At 62.9% G+C, this 22111-nt stretch carries 21 protein-coding genes; 4 read left to right on the forward strand and 17 right to left on the reverse strand.

Going from position 1 to position 22111, the window contains the following annotated elements:
* Positions 1–24 precede the first annotated feature (24 nt).
* Together DTX69_RS07780 and DTX69_RS07785 are read left to right on the forward strand one after the other, a co-directional pair.
* Positions 25–621 carry a transcriptional repressor gene (locus tag DTX69_RS07780; RefSeq protein WP_119300960.1) on the forward strand — a complete coding sequence of 199 codons (597 nt, stop codon included), beginning with the start codon at positions 25–27 and terminating at the stop codon, positions 619–621.
* Positions 622–624: 3 nt separating this feature from the next.
* Positions 625–1083 carry a hypothetical protein gene (locus DTX69_RS07785; protein ID WP_162916877.1) on the forward strand — a complete coding sequence of 153 codons (459 nt, stop codon included), beginning with the start codon at positions 625–627 and terminating at the stop codon, positions 1081–1083.
* 28 nt (positions 1084–1111) lie between these two features.
* Here DTX69_RS07785 and DTX69_RS07790 read toward each other — a convergent pair whose 3' ends face one another.
* The 12 genes from DTX69_RS07790 to DTX69_RS07845 form a co-directional block, all read right to left on the reverse strand.
* Positions 1112–1873, reverse strand: a complete 762-nt coding sequence (locus DTX69_RS07790; RefSeq protein WP_119300962.1) for an SDR family NAD(P)-dependent oxidoreductase — start codon at positions 1871–1873, stop codon at positions 1112–1114.
* 51 nt (positions 1874–1924) lie between these two features.
* Positions 1925–2830: a DUF2189 domain-containing protein gene (locus DTX69_RS07795; RefSeq protein ID WP_119300963.1), complete on the reverse strand. Its 906-nt coding sequence runs from the start codon at positions 2828–2830 to the stop codon at positions 1925–1927.
* Between the two features lie 186 nt (positions 2831–3016).
* Positions 3017–3385 carry a cytochrome C oxidase subunit IV family protein gene (locus DTX69_RS07800; RefSeq protein WP_284735618.1) on the reverse strand — a complete coding sequence of 123 codons (369 nt, stop codon included), beginning with the start codon at positions 3383–3385 and terminating at the stop codon, positions 3017–3019.
* An 8-nt stretch (positions 3386–3393) separates the two neighbouring features.
* Entirely contained in the window at positions 3394–4077 is a 684-nt protein-coding gene (locus tag DTX69_RS07805; RefSeq protein ID WP_119300964.1) for a heme-copper oxidase subunit III family protein, read from the reverse strand.
* A gap of 70 nt (positions 4078–4147) precedes the next feature.
* Positions 4148–4855 (reverse strand): cytochrome c oxidase subunit 3, encoded by a 708-nt coding sequence (locus DTX69_RS07810; protein ID WP_119300965.1) that lies wholly within the window; start codon positions 4853–4855, stop codon positions 4148–4150.
* Between the two features lie 13 nt (positions 4856–4868).
* Positions 4869–6629: a cytochrome c oxidase subunit I gene (locus tag DTX69_RS07815; RefSeq protein WP_119300966.1), complete on the reverse strand. Its 1761-nt coding sequence runs from the start codon at positions 6627–6629 to the stop codon at positions 4869–4871.
* A 37-nt stretch (positions 6630–6666) separates the two neighbouring features.
* On the reverse strand, positions 6667–8592 hold the full coding sequence (locus DTX69_RS07820) for a DUF2189 domain-containing protein (protein WP_119300967.1): 1926 nt from the start codon (positions 8590–8592) through the stop codon (positions 6667–6669).
* Positions 8593–8720: 128 nt separating this feature from the next.
* Positions 8721–9266, reverse strand: a complete 546-nt coding sequence (locus DTX69_RS07825) for a phosphonate degradation HD-domain oxygenase (protein ID WP_119300968.1) — start codon at positions 9264–9266, stop codon at positions 8721–8723.
* Positions 9263–10393 (reverse strand): 2-trimethylaminoethylphosphonate dioxygenase, encoded by a 1131-nt coding sequence (tmpA, locus tag DTX69_RS07830; RefSeq protein ID WP_119300969.1) that lies wholly within the window; start codon positions 10391–10393, stop codon positions 9263–9265. Before tmpA ends, DTX69_RS07825 begins: the two co-directional genes overlap by 4 nt.
* Positions 10394–10397: 4 nt before the next feature.
* Complete coding sequence (phnY, locus tag DTX69_RS07835) at positions 10398–11831, reverse strand: phosphonoacetaldehyde dehydrogenase (protein WP_119300970.1); 1434 nt, start codon at positions 11829–11831, stop codon at positions 10398–10400.
* 8 nt (positions 11832–11839) lie between these two features.
* Complete coding sequence (gene phnA, locus DTX69_RS07840; protein WP_119300971.1) at positions 11840–13090, reverse strand: phosphonoacetate hydrolase; 1251 nt, start codon at positions 13088–13090, stop codon at positions 11840–11842.
* Between the two features lie 3 nt (positions 13091–13093).
* A complete protein-coding gene (locus tag DTX69_RS07845) occupies positions 13094–14230 on the reverse strand; it encodes a 2-aminoethylphosphonate--pyruvate transaminase (RefSeq protein ID WP_119300972.1) in 1137 nt (378 codons plus the stop codon).
* Positions 14231–14338: 108 nt separating this feature from the next.
* On the opposite strand from DTX69_RS07845, the gene DTX69_RS07850 reads away from it, so the two are divergent.
* Complete coding sequence (locus DTX69_RS07850; protein WP_119300973.1) at positions 14339–15229, forward strand: LysR substrate-binding domain-containing protein; 891 nt, start codon at positions 14339–14341, stop codon at positions 15227–15229.
* Positions 15226–15693 (forward strand): hypothetical protein, encoded by a 468-nt coding sequence (locus DTX69_RS07855; protein ID WP_162916879.1) that lies wholly within the window; start codon positions 15226–15228, stop codon positions 15691–15693. The genes DTX69_RS07850 and DTX69_RS07855 overlap by 4 nt, the downstream gene beginning before the upstream one ends.
* A gap of 1 nt (position 15694) precedes the next feature.
* Here DTX69_RS07855 and DTX69_RS07860 read toward each other — a convergent pair whose 3' ends face one another.
* From DTX69_RS07860 to DTX69_RS07880, 5 genes are all read right to left on the reverse strand, one after another.
* The gene (locus tag DTX69_RS07860; protein ID WP_162916881.1) at positions 15695–15994 is read right to left on the reverse strand and encodes a hypothetical protein; all 300 of its coding nucleotides are present in this window, start codon (positions 15992–15994) and stop codon (positions 15695–15697) included.
* Between the two features lie 52 nt (positions 15995–16046).
* Complete coding sequence (locus DTX69_RS07865) at positions 16047–17696, reverse strand: Na/Pi cotransporter family protein (protein ID WP_119300976.1); 1650 nt, start codon at positions 17694–17696, stop codon at positions 16047–16049.
* A 134-nt stretch (positions 17697–17830) separates the two neighbouring features.
* Complete coding sequence (locus DTX69_RS07870; protein WP_284735619.1) at positions 17831–19546, reverse strand: putative 2-aminoethylphosphonate ABC transporter permease subunit; 1716 nt, start codon at positions 19544–19546, stop codon at positions 17831–17833.
* The gene (locus DTX69_RS07875; RefSeq protein ID WP_119300977.1) at positions 19539–20648 is read right to left on the reverse strand and encodes a putative 2-aminoethylphosphonate ABC transporter ATP-binding protein; all 1110 of its coding nucleotides are present in this window, start codon (positions 20646–20648) and stop codon (positions 19539–19541) included. The genes DTX69_RS07870 and DTX69_RS07875 overlap by 8 nt, the downstream gene beginning before the upstream one ends.
* A gap of 82 nt (positions 20649–20730) precedes the next feature.
* The gene (locus DTX69_RS07880; RefSeq protein ID WP_119300978.1) at positions 20731–21786 is read right to left on the reverse strand and encodes a putative 2-aminoethylphosphonate ABC transporter substrate-binding protein; all 1056 of its coding nucleotides are present in this window, start codon (positions 21784–21786) and stop codon (positions 20731–20733) included.
* Between the last annotated feature and the right edge of the window lie 325 nt (positions 21787–22111).

Here is a 22111-nt window from a genome sequence, read left to right on the forward strand (position 1 = left end):
ATCTAGACAAATAGGATTCGATGGATGAACGCTCCCCAAACGCTGCATCCCCACAACCATCGCCACTGCATCGACGACGCCCTCAGCCGGGCCGAGACGGTTTGCGCCGAGCGCGGCGCACGAATGACGCCCCTGCGCCGCCGCGTGCTGGAGCTGGTGTGGGACAGCCATGCGCCGATCGGGGCCTACGCGATCATGGATCTGTTGCGCGCCGCCGATGATCGCGCGGCCGCGCCGCCGACCGTCTATCGCGCGCTTGAATTCCTGCTGGAACAGGGGCTGGTGCACAAGATCGAGAGTCTGAATGCCTTTGTCGGCTGCGATCGGCCGGAAGAGCGGCACATTTCGCAGTTTCTGATCTGCACATCCTGCAAGGCTGCGATCGAGCTGAACGACCCCTCGATTCTGCAAGCCGTCGAACAGAGCGCGCAGCAGTTGGGATTTTCCCTTAACCGCCTCACGATCGAAGCGCAGGGTCTCTGCTCGGCATGCCGTAGCGGCCGCGAGGCCGCTGAACAGCAAAGCCGCCAGTACGTTCCCTCCAATCCTGGTCTCTTTTCGGGGAATTTATCGCCCCCTCCGTTTGTTGAGAAGCGGCTGAAATCGACTTCGGAGGACTGAAAGATGAGATCAAGCATATTACTGAGTTCGGTGGCAATCGTTGCCTTCGCGGCCCCGGCATTCGCGATCCCCGACCGCTATGAGCAGGGCTATGGCTGCACCGGACTGACCGGAGTGGAATGCATGCGGCACCAAATGTTGCTCGAAGACGGCGACCGGCGATTCGAGAATGCCACGGAGGCAAGTGTGCCCGATGACGCGAGTGATGACGTGACGGAAGCCACTGATCTTGCCGCCCGAACCAACGCCACTGGCGAGTTTGATGAGGAAGGTGACGTAGAGGAAGCCGCCGAAGACGCCGGTGACGAGATCAGCGACTTGGCCGATGACACTGGCGACGAGATCAGCGACTTTGCCGAGGACGCGGGAAGCGAGATCGAAGACACTGCGGAAGACGCTGGTGCTGAGATCGCAGATGCAGCGGATGATGCCGGCGATGCGGTCGCAGACGCTTTTGACTGACGGCTAACTCAGGCGAATGGCGGGTATTTCAGCCCATGAATTGCCCGCCATTCACCTCGATCACCTGGCCAGTCACATAACTTGAGAGCGCGTTCGACGCGAGGAACAAGGCCGTGCCGGCACAATCTGCCGCCGCGCCAAGTCGCAGCATCGGGATCGACTTGCGGGTCGCTTCCAGCTTTTCGGGCGTCGAGTGCCGTTCGTGAAACGCGGTGGCAATCGTGCCGGGCGACAGCGCGTTGACTCGGATGTTGTGGGGCGCCAGTTCCCGTGCCAGCGAGCGGGTGAAGGTCGAGACGAATGCCTTGGCCCCGCTATAGATGCTGGAGCCCGGCGAGCCGCCGGTCCGCGCTGAAATCGAGCTGACATTGATGATGGAACCGCCGCTGTCTTTCATGGCGGCTGCACTGGCACGGCAGGCATGCACCAACTGGCGGACGTTCAGGTCGACGACCGCATCGAAGAACGCATCATCGATCGTCTCTAACGGCCGGCGCGCCACCATGCCGCCGGCGTTGTTCACCAGCACGTCCAACCGGCCGAACGCATCGACCGTGCGCCGGACCAGATCGCCGGGCGCCTCGCTTTCGGTGATGTCGCGCTGAAGCAGCAGCGCTGTTCCGCCGGGGCGCTCGATCTCCTCCGCAATGCCTGTTGCTTGGTCCGCCCCGGCGTGGAAGTGTACCGCGACCTTCATGCCGGCCTCGCCAAAAGCGGCAGATATGGCGCCGCCGATACCGGTGGCGCCGCCGGTCACCAGCGCGACGCGTCCTCTCAGATCCTCGAACATGGGTGCACTCTCCGCAGCCATGTTCGAGGAGTCAATGAGTCTGTCGCGTTTCTATTCGCGCGCCGGGTTCTGGCGCGGCACGAGCTTGCGATAGAGATGCCAGGTGGCATGGCACAGCACCGGCATGACCACCACCAGGCCGATGAACAGCGGGATCGCCCCGACGATCAAGCCGCCAGCGACTACCAAGCCCCAGGCCGCGATCGGAACAGGATTGGTCAGCGCCGCGCGGACCGATGTCTGGACCGCCGTTCCGAGCCCCACGTCACGGTCCAGCAGGATCGGGAATGCGACGACGGTCGTGACCAACGCAACGACAGCAAACAGGAACCCCACGCCGCAGCCGATTCCAATCAGCCACCACCCCGCCTCAGTCAGGAACAGGTCGTGGATGAAGCGGCCCACGGTCTCTGCCAGCGTCGGGCCCGTGATCGCTCGATAGATGAACCAGGCACAGGCCAGCCAGAGGAGATACATCGCCACCAGCATCCCACCCAGGATCATGATCGCGCCGAGATTGCGCGAGCGTATCACGCTCAACGCATTCGCCCAGCTGTGGCTGTCTGCGTGGTGGCGCTCGAAATTCAGCTCCCGCCGGCGGCTCATCTCATAAAGGAAGACACCGACGAACGGGCCCAGGATGGCGGAGCCGGAAACAATCGGGAACACCAGCGGGATGAGCTCGTAGCGGAACGAAGCCGCAATCACCAGAAGCGAAATGATCGGATAGACGACAATGAGGAAAATGATGTCCGTCCGATAAGCCATGAAATCATCAAATCCCTTCGCCAGCACCTCCTTGAGATCGCCGACACTGATGCGGCTGACCATCAGCGGGCGCGAGAACAGATGCGTCGAGTTACGTTGGACGGATCGGCTGGCCTGGCCGAATCCGTCGGCCACCTCGCGCAGCTCGTCCACCACCCATTCCACGGGATTTCGGATTATCTGAGGCATGGTGTTTTCCCCCGAACTTCTTTCGGTTCTAGAGGCCGCCAGCTTGCCAAGGCCGCATCTTCAACGGGCTACCGGCACGGGCTAAGCCGCGTGCGGCACGCACCCAGGTCAGACATGTCGGGCCAAGCCGCGACCAGTCTTGCGGTGAGTATACGCCCGGGATTCGGCCGTGTCTTCCCCGCTCGCCTAGGACCCCGCGCCCGTGAACAGTCTCGTGAAGAACGTGTATTCCGATTCGAATGCCATGATTCCGACGAACACCAGGACCAGGAGCGGCGGCACCAGGATGGCATAGATGAGCGCCAGGCGTTCCCACGCCATGTGCATGAAGACCGCGACGATCAGGCCGGCCTTGAGCATCATGAAGATCAGGATGAGGCTCCATCTGAGATAACCCTGCAGGTGGAAATAGTCGACGAGATAGGAGGCGGTGCTGAGCACGAAAAGCCAGCCCCAGACCACCAGGTAAAGCTTGATTGGATGCTGCTGATGGCTATCCCGATGGGCAGCCGCGGCCGGCGCCGCTGTTCCGTGAGCCATCGTTGCCTGTGCCATGACCTGCCTCACCACAGATAGAAGAAGGCGAAGATGAACACCCACACCAGATCGACGAAGTGCCAGTAGAGTCCCATGACCTCGACGATCTCGTAGTTCCCTTTCCGGCTGGTAAAATAGCCCCGCCGCTCGTGATCGAAGTCGCCACGCAAGACCTTGCGCGCGATGATGAGCAGGAAGATCACGCCGAACGTCACGTGGGTGCCGTGGAAGCCGGTGATCATGAAGAAGGATGATCCGAACTGCGCCGCGCCCCAGGGATTCTCCCAGGGACGCACGCCCTCCGTGATCAGCTTGGTCCACTCGAAAGCCTGCATGCCGACGAAGGTTGCGCCGAACAAGGCAGTGAGCAGCATCAGCAGGGCAGTCTTTGTGCGATCGCGGCGATAGCCGAAATTGACCGCCATAGCCATAGTGCCGCTGCTGCTGATCAGGATGAAGGTCATGATGGCGATCAGGATCAGCGGAACGTTCTGACCGCCGATGTGCAGCGCGAACACCTCGCTCGGGTTCGGCCACGGCACCGTGGTCGACATCCTGACCGTCATGTAGGAGAGCAGGAAGCAGCTGAAGATGAAGGTGTCGCTGAGGAGGAAGATCCACATCATCGCCTTCATCCAGGACACGTTCTTGAACGCGCGCTGGTCCGAGGCCCAATCGACGAGCATCCCGCGCAGGCCCGGCGGGCGCATTTGAGGCCGCGCTGCAGTCCCAAACCCAGGCTCAGCCGTTCCAACTTGCTCCGTCATCTGCTCAACCTCGCTACGTAAAGAGCCTGCCGCACAGCTCGATGAAATCGTCCGCCCAGCCCATGAGCAGCGCCATCACGACAAGCCAGATGAACAGCAGGAAGTGCCAGTAGGCCGCACACAACCCGACCAGCATGCGGACCCGCTCCCGCCGCTCGTTGCCCAGCCAGATCTTCCGCCCCACGCGCCCGAGGGCAACGAGGCCGCCCGAGAGGTGCAGACCGTGCAATGCCGCCAACAGATAGAAGAACGCGTTGGCCGGATTGCTCGCCAGGAAATACCCCGCTTTCTGCAGCTGCAGCCACGCCAGGACCTGGCCGACCAGGAACAGCACGGCGAAGCTCGCCGCCGCGAGCACGCCAAGCTTCATGTCCTCCGGCCGCAAGCGTTTCGCGGAGGCGTACGCCACCTGCAGCGCCACGCTGCTCGCCACCAGCAGCCCGGTGTTGAACCATAGCAGATCGGGCACCGGCAGAGGCCGCCAGTCGAGCATCAGCATGCGTACGGAATATGCGCTGATCACCAGCGCAAATAGCGCGCCGACCACCACCAGGAAGATGCCCAGTCCCACCGTCTGCGCCGGAAACGCCATGGCACCAGCACCTGGAAACTCTGCCAGCGGCCCCTCCTCCAGCCACGGCTTGGCGGTCAGCCGCTGGCGCGCAAGCCACCATCCGGCAATGATTCCGACCACCGCAAGGAAGAGGACGATGCTACCCATGTCGCGCCTTTCCTCAGGTGGCGGGTGTCAGCGTCGGCTGGTTCTGCGGCACGAAGTCCCGCGGTGCGCCGGGAACGCTGTAGTCATAGGCCCAGCGATGGACCACCGGCAGCTCCTTGCCCCAATTGCCATGTCCTGGCGGCGTCTCGGGGGTCTGCCACTCCAGCGTGGTAGCGTGCCATGGATTGCCGCCGGCCTCCTTCCCGCGATACAGGCTGACGATCAGGTTGTAGACGAACAGCACCTGCGCCGCGCCCACGATCAGAGCGGCAATGGTGATGAACTCGTTCAGCGTCACCGCCGACGGTGGGACGAACGCCATCTCGCCCAGCTCGAAATACCGGCGCGGTACCCCCATCAGGCCGAGATAGTGCATCGGGAAGTAGATCGCGTAGGCCCCGATGAACGTCACCCAGAAGTGGATCTTGCCCATAGTGTCGTCGAGCATCCGCCCGGTGATCTTCGGGTACCAGTGGTAGATCGCACCGAAGATGACGAGGATCGGTGCGACGCCCATCACCATGTGGAAGTGCGCGACCACGAACATCGTGTCGGACAGCGGAACGTCCACCACGACGTTGCCGAGGAATAGGCCGGTCAGCCCGCCGTTCACGAACGTGACGATGAACCCGAGCGCGAACAGCATCGGCACCGTCAGGTGGATGTCTCCCTTCCACAGCGTCAGAACCCAGTTGTAGACCTTGATCGCCGTCGGGATGGCGATGATCAGCGTGCTGGTGGCAAAGAAGAATCCGAACCACGGATGCATGCCGCTGACATACATGTGGTGCGCCCACACGATGAAACTGAGCGCGCCGATCGCCACGATCGCCCACACCATCATCCGATAGCCGAAGATGTTCTTCCGGGCATGCGTGCTGATGAGGTCGGAGACGATGCCGAAGGCCGGCAGCGCCACAATGTAGACCTCGGGGTGGCCGAAGAACCAGAACAGGTGCTGGAACAGGATCGGGCTGCCGCCACGGTACGACAAATGCTGCCCCATCTCCACCAGCGCCGGCATGAAGAAGCTGGTGCCGAGCAGTCGGTCGAACAGCAGCATCACGCAGGCAACGAACAGCGCCGGGAATGCCAGAAGCGCCAGCACCGTCGCGGTGAAGATGCCCCATACGGTCAGGGGCATGCGCATCAAGGTCATGCCGCGCGTGCGCGCCTGCAGCGTCGTCACCACGTAGTTCAAGCCGCCCATCGTGAATCCGATGATGAACAGGATGAGGGAGACCAGCATCAGGATGATGCCCCAGTCGTATCCGGCGGTGCCGGACAGAATGACCTGCGGCGGATAGAGCGTCCACCCGGCGCCGGTCGGGCCGCCAGGCACGAAGTAGCTCGCCACCAGGACGATGACGGCAAGCAGATAGACCCAGTAGCTGAGCATGTTCACGTACGGGAACACCATGTCCCGCGCGCCCAGCATCAGCGGAATGAGGTAGTTGCCGAAGCCGCCCAGGAAGATCGCGGTGATCAGATAGATCACCATGATCATCCCGTGCATGGTGATGAACTGATAGTAGTGCTCCGCATCGATGAAGGAGAAGGCACCAGGATAGCCGAGTTGCAGGCGCATCAGCCACGACAGGACGAGCGCCACGAACCCGATCGCCAAGGCCGTCACCGAATACTGGATCGCGATCACCTTCGCGTCCTGGCAGAAGACGTATTTCGTGATCCAGCTGTGCGCGTGGTAGAGCTCTACATCCGGGACCTCGGCAGGAGGGACCAGGTCAGCTGCATCGCGTGAGATATCTACCATCTAAACCGTCCTCCTCGTTGCGTCTCGTCTCCTACGTCTACTTTGCCGCCTGCTTTTGTTGTGCCTGCATCAACTGCGCAAAGGTCTGGCGTTGCGCGAGCCACGCCTGGTACTCGGCCTCCTCCTCAACGACGACCCGGCTGCGCATGTAGGCATGGCCACTGCCGCACAATTCCGCGCAGAGGACTTCAAACGTCCCGGTCCTGGTTGGGGTGAACCAGAAATAGGTGACCATGCCGGGGATCATGTCCATCTTGGCACGGAACTCGGGTACGTAGAAATCGTGCAGCACGTCTATCGAGCGCAGCAGCACCTTGATCGGCTTGCCGGTTGGCAGGTGCAGATCTTCCGCCGAAACCACGATGTCGTCCTGCCCGTTGGGGTCGTTCGGGTTAAGCCCGAGCGGGTTCTCGGCGGTGACGTGCTTCGTATCGAACGCGCCGAGCTTGCCGTCCGTGCCCGGCAGCCGGTAGTTCCACTGCCATTGCTGGCCGACCACTTCGATCTCCGTGGCGGTCTCCGGAACCGTGATGAACTGGTTCCACACGATCAGTCCCGGTGCCAGCATGGCGGCGACACCAAGCGTCGTGCCGCCTGTCAGCCACAACTCCATCTTCGTGCTCTCCGGCTCGTACGCGGCCTTGACTCCCGGGCGGTGATGGAATCGCCAGATGCAATAGCCCGTGAACAGCAGGATTGCCGTGAAGACGAACCCGGTGATCCAGAAGGTGATAGTGATCGTGTGATCGATGTAGCTCCAGTTGGATGCGATCGGGGTCCAGTACCACGGGCTCAAGACGTGAAACAGGATAGAGGCGACGGCCACCGCGACGATGATCAACGCGACCGTCTGCCCTTCACTGGTCCCTTCCTCTTCAAGAGTGCCCGCTGAGAGAGCTGCCGGCATGGCCGCGGCCGCCTTGCGCCGGTGATGCGGTGGCGGCGCGGGCGCCTGCTTGGGCACGAGCTTGCGATAGAGATGCCAGGTTGCGTGGCACAGCACCGGCATCACCACGACTAGGCCGATGAAAAGCGGAATCGCCCCAATGACCAATCCGGCGACGACGATCAGGCCCCACGCCGCAATCGGGCCAGGGTTGGCAAGGGCGGCGCGGATCGAGGTTGAGATGGCGGTCGCCAGCCCGACTTCGCGATCCAGCAGCAGCGGGAACGACACGTTGGTAATCACCAGCGCGAGCACGGCAAACAGGAAGCCAAGGCCACAACCGAGGCCGATCAGCCACCAACCCGCTTCCGTGAACAGCAGGTCCTGCACGAACTTGCCGACCGAATAGAGCGGCTGCGGACCGCTGATGACGTGATAGAGCCACCATGCCACCCCGAGCCACACCAGGTAGAGTCCAACCAGGATTATCCCCAGGAGGACAATCGCGCCGAAGTTGCGCGAGTGAAACACGGTGACCGCGTTCGCCCAGCTGTGGTTATCCTCGTGATGGCGCTCGAAATTCAGCTCACGTCGTCGGCTCATCTCATACAGAAACACACCCACGAACGGCCCCATGATCACCGACCCGGAGGCCAACGGAAACAAGAGCGGGATCAGTTCGTAATTGAAGGAGGCGGCGATGATGACGAGGGAGATGATGGGATAGATGACGATCAGGAAGAGGATGTCGGTCCGATAGGCTCCAAAGTCATCAAAGCCCTTGACGAGCGCGTCCTTCAGATCGCCGACATCAATCCGATGAACGGCAAGCTGCGGAGAAACCAAGTGCTCCGAGGTGCGCCGGACGGATCGGCCCGCGAGACCGAAGCCTCTGGCCAATTCTCGGAGTTCGTCCGATAGCCACTCAACGGGGTTTCGGATCGTCTGAGCCATTGCCGTACCTCCGAACCGCCAGTCCGAGAGGTCGTCGCACGCCAGGGCCGGATCTTCGATGGTCTCGCCAGCATAGGCAACCGCGCGTGGCGAGCGCCCAAGTCCGATGCCGGTCACGGCCATGCCGCGACCAGTAACAAATTGAAAATATACTCCGGTCGGTGGTGGGCGCTAGCCCCAAAAATGGTGTCTGCCGCACGGTGGTGCCACAGCGGCTGGGAGAGATGGCGTCTGACGATCGCTGGAGAGCCTTATTCCGGGCGTAAGCTCCGGCTCAGGTAGCGCTCGAAATAGGCCAGGTCCGGTGTCGAGGCGCCGACGATCTTGCCCTCATCGTCCCAGCGGCGAAGCTTTACCGCATCCTCAGCGAAGGGTCCGGCCGCGAAGCGGACACGCTCCTCCATCGACATAAGGCCGCCCTGCAGCTGCAGGCTTTGGACCGAAGCCGGAGACAGCAGGTCGAAATAGGTCGACTCGGTGGTGGCAAGATAGCGCTTGGCGGCGACGTGGAGGCGCACAGGTTCCGTCACTTCCGGGCCGAAATGGCGGGACAGCCAGGCCGACCCCAGGCTCTCATGCTGGGCATCGATGCCACGATCTGCGATGTCCTGCGGCAGGTCGTGGACCAGATGGCCGATGTCGTGCAGCAGAGTTGCCGCTATCAGGGCAGGTGCGGCCCCATCGCGCTCGGCACACTGAGCGCATTGCAAAGCATGTTCCAGCTGCGAAACGCCTTCGCCATAGGTCTCCGTACCCCTGCGGGCAAAGGCGGCGCGGATTTCCTCCAGCGCGCTCATTCGGCGGCCTGCTGCGATTCCGCGATCTGGCGGCGCAGAATGCGCAGGCGGCTCTCCAGGCCGTCCTTGTCGACATAGCAACCTTGCAGATGCCGCCGCCCCAGATTGGCATCGAAGGCGGTGCGGCCATGCAAGGCGCGCTCGTTCTGCATCACCAGCAAATCGCCCGGCGCCAGGCGGAAGACCAGCTGCCGCGCCGGCTCCTTCAGCATGCGGGCGAAGGTGCGATAGGCGGCATACCACGGCTCCACCAGCTCGACCGGCCCGTCGATCCCAGCGAAAGAGCGGTTGTTGAAGTGGATCGCCGTTATCTCTCCCTCGATGTCAATGGAGATCAGCGGCCTGCGCGCTTGCAAGTCGGCGTTCTTGTCGGCGAAGCGGAAACTGGCCGGCACGCGCGCCAGCAGCTCGAACTGCTCTGGTGCCTCAGCGCGCAGCTGCTCCGCCGCTGCGAGTCCGTCCACCAGGATCGAGTCGCCGCCCGGCGCTTCGCACACCAGGCAATGCAGCAGCTGCACGCCCGGAGTCGGATCGCGATACGGATTGTCGCTGTGGACCCCGAGGCCGAGCGCGGTGTAGGCGAGGTTGTTGGGATCCGGTTCCGAGATGACGTCGAACAGCCGGCCGTAATTCGTGGTGCGCACGAAGCCGATGCGGTCGCCCACTTCCGCCACCATGCCCGGCCGGACCGGCACGTTGCGGAGCAGCGCAAAGCCATGGAGGTGATAGGCCTCGAGCCATGCCAGCTCCGCTGCCGGATTGCGCGCGACCCAGAGCCAATCTGCTTCCGGCAATTCAGCCAGGTCGGCACCCCATAGCTTGATCGACGCAGGGCGCCTCGGTTTCAAGTTGTTCTCGTAAAGGAACAAGGCGGAATAGGTGGAGACGTGCCCCTCCTCCTTCCACACCACGCGCACCGTGCTGTCGGCCTGCGTGGTCACACGGTCGATCTCGGGATGCTCCGGCAAATCGCCGATCTCGAACAGGCGTTGGCCATTGGGGTGCCGGCATTGTGGGCAAGCGCACTGGTCACGCAGCCAGATCGCGGGCCAGAAGCTGGTCGTGCCGTCGCTCCAGGTGGCGGCCAGACCGCCCTTCTCCGGCTCCGCAAGCACGATGCGACGCATGGACTCAACCCCAGGGCAGCGAGAACGTCTTGACGTTGGTGAAGGCCTTCATCGCTTCGATCACGCCTTCCTTGTAGCCGAGGCCCGAATCCTTGATGCCGCCGAAGGGCGACATCTCGATGCGATAGCCCGGCACCTCCCGCACATTGACCGTGCCGACCACCAGCTCATTAATGAAGCGCTGGATATAGTCGAAGCGGTTGGTGCAGATGCCCGAGGATAGCCCATAGCTGGTCGAGTTGGAAATACGGATCGCGTCGGCGATGTCCTTGCACCGGATAATGGGCGAGACCGGGCCGAACGTCTCCCATTTCACCAATTTGCAATCATAGGGCACGTGATCCACCACTGTTGGTGCATAGAGCGCACCCTCGCGCTGGTTGCCGTGGAGAAGCCTGGCACCGGCGCGCACTGCGTCATTGACCATGTCTTCGCAATAGCGCGCGGCCTCCTCGTCGATCACGGTTCCCATATCGACAGTCGGATCCATCGGGTCGCCGAACCTGACCTTCCTGGTCTTCTCCACCAGCAGCGCGGCGAAGCGATCGGCCACCGCCTCGTGCACGATCATGCGCTTGACCGCGGTGCAACGTTGGCCGCTGTTCTTGTAGGAGCCGTAGACCGCGAGGTTGGTCGCCTCCTCCAGGTTTGCGTCCTCCATTACGATCAGCGGATCGTTGCCGCCCAGCTCCAGGACCGCGCGGCGATAGCCCATGTGCTCGGCAATGTACTTGCCGACCTTCACCCCGCCGGTGAAGGTGATGAGGTCGACATCGGGATCGGTCAGCAAGGTGTCGGCGATCTCGCGCGGATCGCCGGTGACGACCTGAAACATCTCCTTGGGCAGGCCGGCCTCGTAGAGAATATCGGCCAGCAGCAGCGCGGTCAGCGGCGTCTTCTCCGACGGCTTCAGCACCATGCGGTTGTTGGTGGCGATGGACGGCGCGACTTTGTGCGCCACCTGGTTCAGCGGGTGATTGAACGGCGTGATGGCCGTGATGACACCCTGCAACGGCTCGCGCTGGGTGAAGATCTTGCGCTTCTTGCCGTGCGGAGTGATGTCGCAGGAGAAGATCTCGCCATCGTCCTTGATGACAGCGGTCGAGGACAGGAAGAAGACGTCATAGGCGCGACCCACCTCATAGATCGTGTCCTTGAGGCACAGGCCGGATTCCGCGGTGATCAGCTCGGCGATCTCCTGCTTGCGGGAGACCAGGAGGTCCGCGGTCTTGCGCAGGATCTCGGAGCGTTGGGACCGCGACAGCTCCGCCCTGAACGCCTTGGCGACCCGCAGGGCCTTCTCGACATCGGCAATGCCGGCCTTTGGAACCGTTCCGCAGATCTCGTTGGTATAGGGATTGAAGATGTCGATGTGGCGGTCGCTGGTGCCGGGACCGGTTGCGACGCGCATGTGCTCCTTGCGGATGGGAACGCCCATGATGGCCCCTAGACGGCTTTGCTCAAGGTCGGCTGAGCCTTGGCATGGTTGAGCGCCAGATCGAAGGCGCTGAAGTTGCGCAGCCGATAGCCGGCCGGTAGCGCACCGATCTTGCGGTTGAGGATGACCGGCACCTTCTGCTCCGTCAGGCCGCCGTGCGAGCGCAGCGGCACCGTCAGGCCGGAGAGATCGTGCTTCCTGGCCGCACTGCCGATGGCGGTGTTGCGGTCGGAGACGATGATCACGTCGCCCATCCGATCCTCCGGCAACTCGAAGCGGCTGCAGCCGGCGGCGCGATTGAGCGCCAGTTCAATCCCCGGCAGGGACGCGATGCGCCGGATGAGCGCCGACTGGTCGACGTCGTCCGGCAGATACACGGTCGCGAAGGAACCCAGCGCACCGTGATGCACGACATAGGGATCGGTGATGGGCAGGATCACCCGCGCCTTGCCCGCGCCGATCCAGGTATCCAGCACATCCTGCAGATAGACGACGTTGGGCGATCCGTCCGCCTTGTGCTTGTCGTTCATGCCGTGATCGGCCGTCAGCACGATCGTCGCGCCTTCCGCGTCCAGCTGCGCCAGGTAGCCGTCCATCATGCGATAGAAGCTATTAGCGTCGGCGGAGCCTGGCGCCGCCTTGTGCTGCACATAGTCGGTGGTGGAGAGATACATGATGTCCGGCCGACGGTCCTTCAGCAGCTTCACGCCGGCGGCGAACACGAACTCGCTCAGATCCGCGCTGTAGACCGAGGGCAGCGGCCGGCCGATATAAGCGAGCGCGTTGTCAAGGCCATGCTCGGCCTCCGTTGTCTCGTCGGCTTTCTCCGCCGAGAAGCAGATGCCGGTCATGCCTTTGCCCAGCAGCTTGCGCAATTTGTCCTTGGCGGTCACGACCGCGACCTTGGCGCCGGCCTTGGAGAAAGCCGCCAGGATGGTTTCCGCGCGCAGGAACTTGGGATCGTTCATCATCACCTCCTGCCCGCTGTCGCGGTCATAGAGGTAGTTGCCGCAGATGCCGTGCACCGAGGGCGGTGCGCCGGTGACGATGGAAAGATTGTTGGGATTGGTGAAGCTCGGTACCACGCAATCGCCGATCGTGTCGGTGCCGTGCGGCAGCATCTGGCTGAGCCAGGGCATATGCCCGCCGCGCATCGCCTCGGTCAGGTAGGCCGGCTCGCACCCGTCGACGCAGATGGCAATGATCGGCTCGCTCGGCCAGGCATAGGTCTTGCCGTTAACTGTCACGCTGTTGGTCATCTGCTACTCCGCGTTCGCCGCCTGCCTGAGCGGGCTGCCGCTGGCGACGCCCATTTCCGCCATCACGGCGCGGATCGCGGCGAGCGCGCCCCTCATATGGCTCTCGTCCAGTCGCCCGATGCAGCCGATGCGGAAGGAATCCGCCACCGTCAGCTTGCCCGGATAGATCACGTAGCCCCGATCCTTCAGCTTGTCATAGAAGGCCTGGAAATCGAAGCGTGGGTCAGCCGGCATGTGGAAGGTGACGATGATGGGCGCCTGCACATGATCGGGCAACAGGGGCTGGAACCCCATTGCCCGCATGCCGTCGACCAGGACCTTGCAGTTGTTGCGATAGCGCGCGCCGCGTCCTGCCACGCCGCCTTCCTGCTCGTGCTCCGTCAGCGCCTGATCGAACGCGACGATGCAGTGAATCGGCGGCGTGAAGCGGTATTGGCCGGTCTTCTCCAGCGCCTGCCACTGATCATAAAGATCCAGCGACAGCGACGGTGCATTGCCCTGGCATTGCTTGAGAGCATCCACGCGCGCCAGGATAAAGCCAAGACCAGGCACGCCCTCGATGCATTTGTTGGAGGACGCGGCGACCGCATCGAAGGATACGTCCTTCGCATCCAAGGCGATCGCGCCGAACGCGCTCATCGCATCGATCAACAGCCTGCGACCCGCCGCCGCGACGACGCGCGCAACCTCCGCGATGGGATTGAGCACGCCGGATGTCGTCTCACAATGGACCACCGCGACGTGAGTGATCGCCGTATCCGCCGCCAGCGCCTTTGCCACCCATGCGGGATCGACCAGTTGGTCTTCCGGCCATTCGAGAATTGCCGTGGCGCGTTTGTAGTAGTCACAGATCCTGGCGATGCGCTTGCCATAGGCGCCGTTGATCAGCACCAGCAGCTTGCCCGCCGGCGGCACGAAGGCGCCGATCATGGCCTCGACCGCGAACGTGCCGGAGCCCTGCATCGGGACGCAGGCGAAAGCATCTTCGCCCCCGATCATGGCGACCAGGCGTTGCCGCATCCGCGCGTTGATCGCGATGAAATTGGCATCGCGGGAGCCCCAGTCGTGGAGCATCGCCTGCTTGACGCTCATCGAGGTGGTGAGCGGTCCGGGGGTCAAGAGCCAAGGATCTTGAGACATTTAGCGCCCTCAATGCAGGACGGGGCATAACTCCGGCCCCGGCTCATTGCCTTAAGATGCGCGGCAGCATACTATAAGGCAAATCGCACTTAATTATACGTCGCATAGATGACGTCTATAAGTCACAGCCAGCTCCGCGCCTTCCACGCGGTCGCCACCGAGGGCAGCTTCACCAAGGCAGCCCAGCTCCTGAACGTGACCCAGCCGACCTTGTCCGGCCAGGTGCGGGCGTTGGAGGAGCGGTTCGGCGTACGCCTGTTCGATCGCCGCCGGCGCCGCATCGAGGTCACGGACATCGGTCGCAACCTGCTCGATATCACCTTCCGCATGTTCAGCCTGGAGCTCGAGGCGGTGCAGGTCCTGAGCGCGGCACACGCGCTGAAACGCGGGCACCTCCGGATCGGCGCCGATGCGCCTTACCATTCGGTGCCGTTCCTCTCGGCGTTTCACCGGCGCTATCCCGACCTGCGCCTCAGCATGACCATGGGCAACACCAAGTCGCTGCTTGATGATTTGTTGGACCAGCGCTGCGACGTTGCGATCGCCGCCAATGTGAAGACCGACAGCCGGATCTTCGCCCTGCCCTTCCGCCAGGATCACTTCATCGCGTTCGTGGATCGCGCCCATCCGTGGGCGCGGCGGCACAGCGTGAAACTGGCGGAGCTGGCAACCCAACGCCTGCTGCTGCGCGAGCCGACCTCCAACACCCGCCAGACCTTCGATGCGGCGATGGCGAAGTCGAACATCGTGCTGGGGGAGATTCTGGAGATCGGCAGCCGCGAGGCGATCAAGGAGGCGGTGGCGGCCGGCCTTGGGGTCGGCGTAATCGCGGAGTCGGAGCTAGGGGACGATCTACGGCTCAAGGCCCTGCCGTTCGACGGCCAACAGATCACCTCGACGGAATTCGTGGCCTGCTTGCAGGAACGCAAGTCGTCGCCGCTGGTCAAGGCCTTCCTCGCCGTGGTCAAGGAAACCGCCGACGCAAAGGGGGTGCGATGAGGCGCATCATGCTTGCCGTCCTGTCCTTGCTGTGCGCCGCGGATGCGCTGGCGCAACAACCGATCTGGGAACGCGGCCGCGACCGCCGCTATGAGATCGCGATCGCCGCCCTGGCGCCGGGCTCGACCCTCGGCTTCTTCTGCTCGGCCTATCAGGTGCCCAATACCGCGATCATCAGCCTGCACAACGTTGTCCTCAGCCCGCTCCTGCCGGACGGCAAGAACTTCGACCTGCGATTCGTGATTGACGGCGTGAAATACGATCTGCCCGGCATTGCCAAGGATGGCGAGCTGCTGGTCTCGCCGGCCGACGCCAACATGGAGCTGCGGGTGCAGGAGGTGTTGGAGGCCTTGCGTGCCGGCAAGAACGCCCAGATCGCCGTGCCGGCCAAGGCGTGGAAATCCAAGCTCCCCCTCGACGGCGCCGATTGGGCGCTCGACGGCGTGTTCGAGAAGTGCTGGTAGCTTAGGCCACGAACCAGAAAGCAGACCAGGCGAGCACGGCCAACCTTGCGAACAGCGGGAAATTGCCGTGATGCCCATAGCGGTCGGCGCTGCGCCAGACGCCGACGGCTGTCAGGATCAGATAGGGCACCGGCAGCAGATGCACGATGGCCGCATAGGCGATCGGAACATCGAGCACGACCAGGAACAGGGCGGCGACGGTCGTAACGATGTTGAGAAGCAGCCCATACAGGATGGCGTACTGCCAGAACGTGGTTTCAAGCGGCAGGTAGCCCTGCCAGAGAAGCTTCAGCTTTTGCATGCCTGGGATCATAAGGCAGAGTGCCGGCCGGCCTTCAATCTCGATCTATGGATCAGGCGTGCGCCTCTTCCTTGAGGCGCGAGGGATGCAGTTCGCCGGCTGCTTCGAGCCGCGGCTGGGCGACCAGCGCCAGGTGCGAGTTGATGCGCTTCAGGTCGCGCAGGATATCGAGGTGCAGGCCGGAGGTGGAGATGCTCTCGATCCGCCCCTCGCGCAGGCGCAGCAGGTGATTCTCCGACGCGGTCTTTTCCAGCACCCGGAAGACCTGCTTTTCCGCGAACAGCTGGCGCGCGAGGGTGAGGTCCCCGGTCATGAAGACGTTCATGGCGAGCTGGACGTTGGCGTTGAGCCGGCGGTGGATATCCTCGATCTCCTTGGCACCCTCGGCCGAGAATTTGAGGCCGTATTTGGTCTTCTTCGCCGCCAAGTCCATCAGGCTCTTGTCGACGATGTCCGCTGCATGCTCCAGGTTGGTGGTGAAGGTGATGAGGTCGATGATCTTCTTATGGTCGCCGGAATCCATCACGTCGCGGCTGACTCGCGTCAGATACAGCTTGATCGCCTCGTTCAGGCGGTCGATCTGGCTGTCGACGTCAGAGCAGACATCGACCAGCCGCCGATCGTCCTGCTTGAAGACCTGTAGCGAGAGATCGAGCATCTGGCCCAGCAGATCGCCCATGCGCAGCGCCTCGCGGCTGGCATTGGCGAGGCCGATGGACGGGTTCTCGACCGCGCCCTCGGTGAGATAGCGTGCCTTCCCGGGATCGTCCGGCCTCTCCTGCTCCGGCAGCAGCTTGGCCGTCAGGCGCGAGACCGGCCCGATCAGCCAGATGAACAGGATGGCAAGTCCCAAGTTGAAAGCGACGTGGAAGTTCAGCACCTGGCGCCAGGCTTCCGGCTGCAGGCTTGCGATCTCCGGCATGATGAAAGGCAGCAGCGGCAAGGCAATGACGACGCCGGCAACGCGGAAAATGAGATTGCCGACGGGCACACGGCGCGCTTCCGGCACGTTCGACATCGTCGCGATGATCGGCATGACCGCGCTGCCCAAGTTGGCACCCAGCACCAGCGAATAGCAGACCTCGACCGGAATGAGATCATGGGTCGCGAAGGAGACGATAAGCAGGACGATCGCGAGGCTGGAGGTTGAGGCAATGGTGAGCACTGCCCCGACGATCACGCCAGAGACAGGCGTGTTTTCCATCAGGCGGAGAATCAGCGGCACCACTGGCGCCTCGCGGATCGGCTCAGCCGCCAGGGTGATCATGCCGAGTCCGAGCAGCGTGATGCCGAGGCCGACGATGGCGCGCCCCAGGTCGCGCGTGCGCGTATCGGCCATGTGGTTGAACATGATGTAGCCGATAAGGATCAGCACGGGCGAGATCCAGGTCACCCGGAACGCGTAGGCCTGGGCGACAAGCGAGGTCCCGATATCCGCCCCTAGCATGATGGCGAGCGCGGCGCCCGCCCCCACCACCTTGCGCGAGGCAAAGGACGACGTGATAAGGGCTGTGGCGCTGGAGGATTGCAGCAGGATGGTGGCGCCAAGCCCGCCGAAGAGGGCGCTGAAGCGATTGCCCATCACGCTGCCAAGGAAAGCGCGGAGGTGGCTGCCAAAGGCACGCATCACGCCGGTCCGGACCATGCGCAGCCCCCACAGGAGAAGCGCAGCAGCTCCGAAGAGATTGATAAGAAAGACCATCTAGACCCGCGACAGCTGAATGAAACTGCGCGCCTTACGCAAGAAGTGTGTCATCAAACCGCAACATAGCACGTCCAAATGAGATTCGCGCTGCCACTGATTCAACGCTCTGCACCTCGCGAAAGTTCAGCCGGTTAGCGATTCCGCCAGGCCTGGGTCCGGGCATGCAGCTTGCGCGATGCGATCAGCTGCACGACCCGGGCGGTCGCGCTCACCATCACGATGATGGTGCCCATGGCGCAAGCGATGGCCGTATTGCCGGCATCGTCGGTGTTGATCGCAGCGATCGACAGCAGCTTGGTGTCGCTGGAATAAAGGAAGATCACGGCCGAGACCGTCGTCATCGCATTGATGAAGTAATAGGCCGCGATATCCAGGATCGCCGGCAGACAGACCGGCACCGTCACCCGCCAGAAGGTCTTGTAGAACGGCACCTTCAAGGAGGCGGAGACCGCCTCGAACTCGTTGTCCACTTGCTTGAGGGCGGTGACCGCGGTCAGATGGCACACCGTGTAGAAGTGCCCGACCGTGTTGACCACCAGGATGGCCATGGTGCCGTAGATGACGTTGAGCGGGTTCCCGGGCGCGTTAAAGAAGAAGATGTAGGCGAGGCCTAGGACCAGACCAGGCACGGCCAGCGGGATCATGGCGCCGAAATGTACCGCCGACCGGGCCCACGGCCAGGTCTTGGTCTTCTCCACCAGATAGGCGCCGCAGAACACGATGATGGTGCCGACGAGCGCCACCAGGGACGCCATGATCAGGCTGTTCCACAGCGCGCCCCAGCCGACCGTGCCCAAGGCACCGAGATTGTATTTGCTGAGCGTGAGCGAAAGGTTGTACGGCCAGAACTTGATCAGGCTGCCGAACACCGCCATGCCGAGGATGGACAGCACGAAGATCGAGACCAGCACACACAGAATAAGGCAGGCCGCATCGATGCGGGGGCGACGCGTGACCTGATAGGGCACCGCACGCGCCGAGAGCAGCGCCACCTGCTTGCGCTGCACCAACCGGTCCACAGCGAAGGAAAGAATGGCCGGCGCGAGCAGCAACAGGCCGACAACCGCGCCCATCTGGAAATTGAACTGGCCGATGACTTGGCGATAGACGTCGGTCGCCAGCACGTTGTACTGGCCGCCAATCACCTTGGGTACGCCGAAATCCGTGAAGACCAAAGTGAAGACGACGAAGGTCGCGCTCACCAACCCGTAGCGGCAGCCCGGCAGCGTCACGGTCCAGAAGATGCGAGACGGCTTGGCGCGCAGGGACTCCGCCGCCTCGTACAGTCTCTGATCGGCCGCCGACAAGGCCGTCACGATGATCATGACGGCGTGCGGCAGGGCGAAGAACACCTCGCCCATCACGATGCCGATCGGACCATAGACGCTGTGACCAAACAGCCAGCTCTTTAGGATGCCCTGGTTGCCGAAGAGATAGACCAAGGCCAGCCCTGGCAGCAGCGATGGTGCCAGCAACGGCACCAGCGCGATCGACCGGAAGAAGGACCGGAATGGAATGGCACTGCGCGTGATCGCGTAAGCGAAGCCGAAAGCGAGCAGGATGGTGATGAAGGTGCTGATCAGCGCAACGGTCAGCGTGTTGTAGATCGACTGGACCAGCGCCGGATCCCTGAAATAAGCCGCGAAGTTCGCCAGCCCGATGAACTGGCCTTGCGCATTCTCAGCCGCCTTTCGGAACAGCACGGAGAGCGGGACGAGGACGGTGACCAACAGCCACGTGCCAAGGAGCAGGATCAGCAGGCGCTGCGCCCACTCCTCCGCGCCGGCAACCGGACGCACCAGACGCTGTGCCTGCAATGACGGTGATTGGACTGTGGCGTCAGCCATGCGCTTGCGTTCCCGCGTCGAACACGCGCAAGCGATCGGGCGGCAGGGCCACGGAGATCGACATGCCGATCGCGAGGTTCAGATCGCGCATGGCGTTGATCGAGAAGTCCGCCGCCAACTCCAAGTTGTCGGCTACATCGAGGCGCAGCTCGGCGCGGCAGAAGGATCCCAGGAACTCCAGCTCCGTGATCTCCGCCTGCAACACGTTGGACTGGCGCGGCTGCAGCCCACGCACCTGCACGTCCTCGGGGCGCAGGCACACCATCACCTGGTCGCCGCTCGCGGCCTTCGTACCGGCGAGATCGGCCTGCAGCGCGATCGCGCCGACGCGCACCTGCCCTTCCTCGCCGATGCGCCCGGGCAGGAAATTCATGTGTCCGACGAAGTCCGCCACGAAGGCCGTGGCCGGCGCGCGGTAGATCTCCTGGGGCGTTCCGACCTGCTCGATCACGCCGTGATTCATCACGACGATCCGATCCGCGACCGCGAGAGCCTCCTCCTGATCGTGCGTCACCATGATGGTGGTGACGCCAATCCGGCGCTGCAGTTGTTTCAGCTCCGCGCGCAGATGTAGGCGCACGCGGGCATCGAGTGCGGACAACGGCTCGTCGAGGAGCAATAGGCCCGGCGACATGGCGAGCGCGCGCGCCAAGGCAACGCGCTGCTGCTGTCCGCCGGAGAGTTGGGCGGGATACTTTCGCTCCTGCCCTTTCAGGCTGACGAGGGCGACCAGCTCTGCCACGCGCGCTGCGATCGCGGCCTTGTCCTTGCCGACGTTGACCAAGCCATAGGCGATGTTCTCGGCCGTCGTCAGATTCGGAAACAAGGCATAGGACTGGAACACGATGCCGAAATCGCGCTTCGCCGGCGGCAAGGCGGAGATGTCCTTTCCGCCCTGCTCGATCATGCCGCTATCCTGGAAGTCGAGGCCGGCGATGGCCCTGAGCAGCGTCGTCTTCCCGCAGCCCGACGGGCCGAGGAAGCAGACGAACTCGCCCGGATAGACATCCAGGGAAACATCCTTCAACGCCTGGAAGCCGCCGAAAAATTTGTCGACGTTGCGAATGCGCAGATAAGGCTGTGCGCCGCTTCCGTTCGCCATCGCGCCCCCTCGGTCGGCCAGATAGAAGGCCGGTCCGCTTCCTATTCGCGGACCGGCCGCATTTCATCAGCGCAGGAGTATATCAGCTCTTCGGTGCGTCCTTGGAGCCGTACCGCTTCTGCCACTCCTGCAGGATGGCCTCGCGGTTCTCCGCCGCCCAATAGAAATCGTTGTTGATCAATAGCTCGCCTTCGTTGGCCGGGTAGTTCTCCGGCACCTTGGCGTTCACGTCCTTCCGGGCCAGGACCTGATAGGAGTTGTTATAGAGTGCGTTCGCCTCGGCGCTCGCCGAGAAGTCGGCAACCGCCTTGGCTGCTTCGAAGTGCGGCGTGCCCTTCATGATGGCGGTCGCCTCCATGTCCCAGCCGATGCCTTCGCTCGGCAGGATAACCTGGACGGGCGCGCCCTGGTTCATGAGGTTCACACCCGGATAAGCGAAGGAGATCCCGACCAGATATTCGCCTGCCGCCGCGGACTTGCAGGGCTTGGAACCGGAATGCAGGTAGCTGTTGATGTTCTCGTGCAGCTTGTCCATGTAGGCCCAGCCGCCCTCCTTGCCCATGCTCTGTAGCCAGGACGAGACGGTCAGGAAGCCGGTTCCCGATGAGCCAGGATTCGGCATGACGATGTGGCCCTTGTATTCGGGTTTCAGCAGGTCGGCCCAGGTCTTCGGCGCGGCAATGCCGAGCTTCTCGCCTTCCGCCGTGTTGAAGCAGACGGCGGCCGCCCAGGCGTCCATGCCCACCCAGGTCGGCTTGTCGCTGCGCGTATCCTTGAACTGATCCTTGATCTGGTCATAGCCCTTGGGCTTGTAGCCATCGAGCATGCCGTTCTTGTCGAGCAGCATCAGGCTGGTGGCCGCCAATCCCCAGATGACGTCTGCCTGGCGATTGTCCTTCTCCGCCAGCAGGCGCGCAGTGATAACGCCGGTCGAATCACGCTGCCAGTTGATCTCAATGTCCGGATAGGCCTTCTCGAACGCTTCCTTGTAGATCGGCAGCTGCTCCTCTTCGAGCGCGGTATAGACCTTCAGCGCCGTTTTCGCATCCGCGTCAGCGACGAACCCAACGCCCAGCGCGAACGCGCCGGCCGTTACGGTCGCCCATGCACGCAGTACCCTCTCTGTCGTTCTCGTCATTCGTGCCTCCTCTGCTCCCATGTCACCCATACGGCCAGTCGCGCCGTGCCACCCTATTGGGTGCTCAATGTGACGAACGAGTTGCAAGGACGAGAAGATTCGGTGTCAGGCGCGCCGCCGACTTGGCACAAGAGCATCTGCCCGGGCCGCGCTATGGCAGGACAGGTCTTGCTCAATCGTTCAGCCTTCGATCCGAAACCAAAATCAGCCCGTCTCTTCTCCCTGTGCGTCCCCATTCTCGACGTGGCGGGCGATCGCGGCGCCAGAGTGGGGCCTCACATTGATACAAGGCAAATCGCAGTTTCGTATATGCTGTATAGAATCC

The sequence above is a fragment of the Dongia deserti genome (assembly GCF_003574735.1).
GTDB classification, from domain to species: domain Bacteria; phylum Pseudomonadota; class Alphaproteobacteria; order Dongiales; family Dongiaceae; genus Dongia_A; species Dongia_A deserti.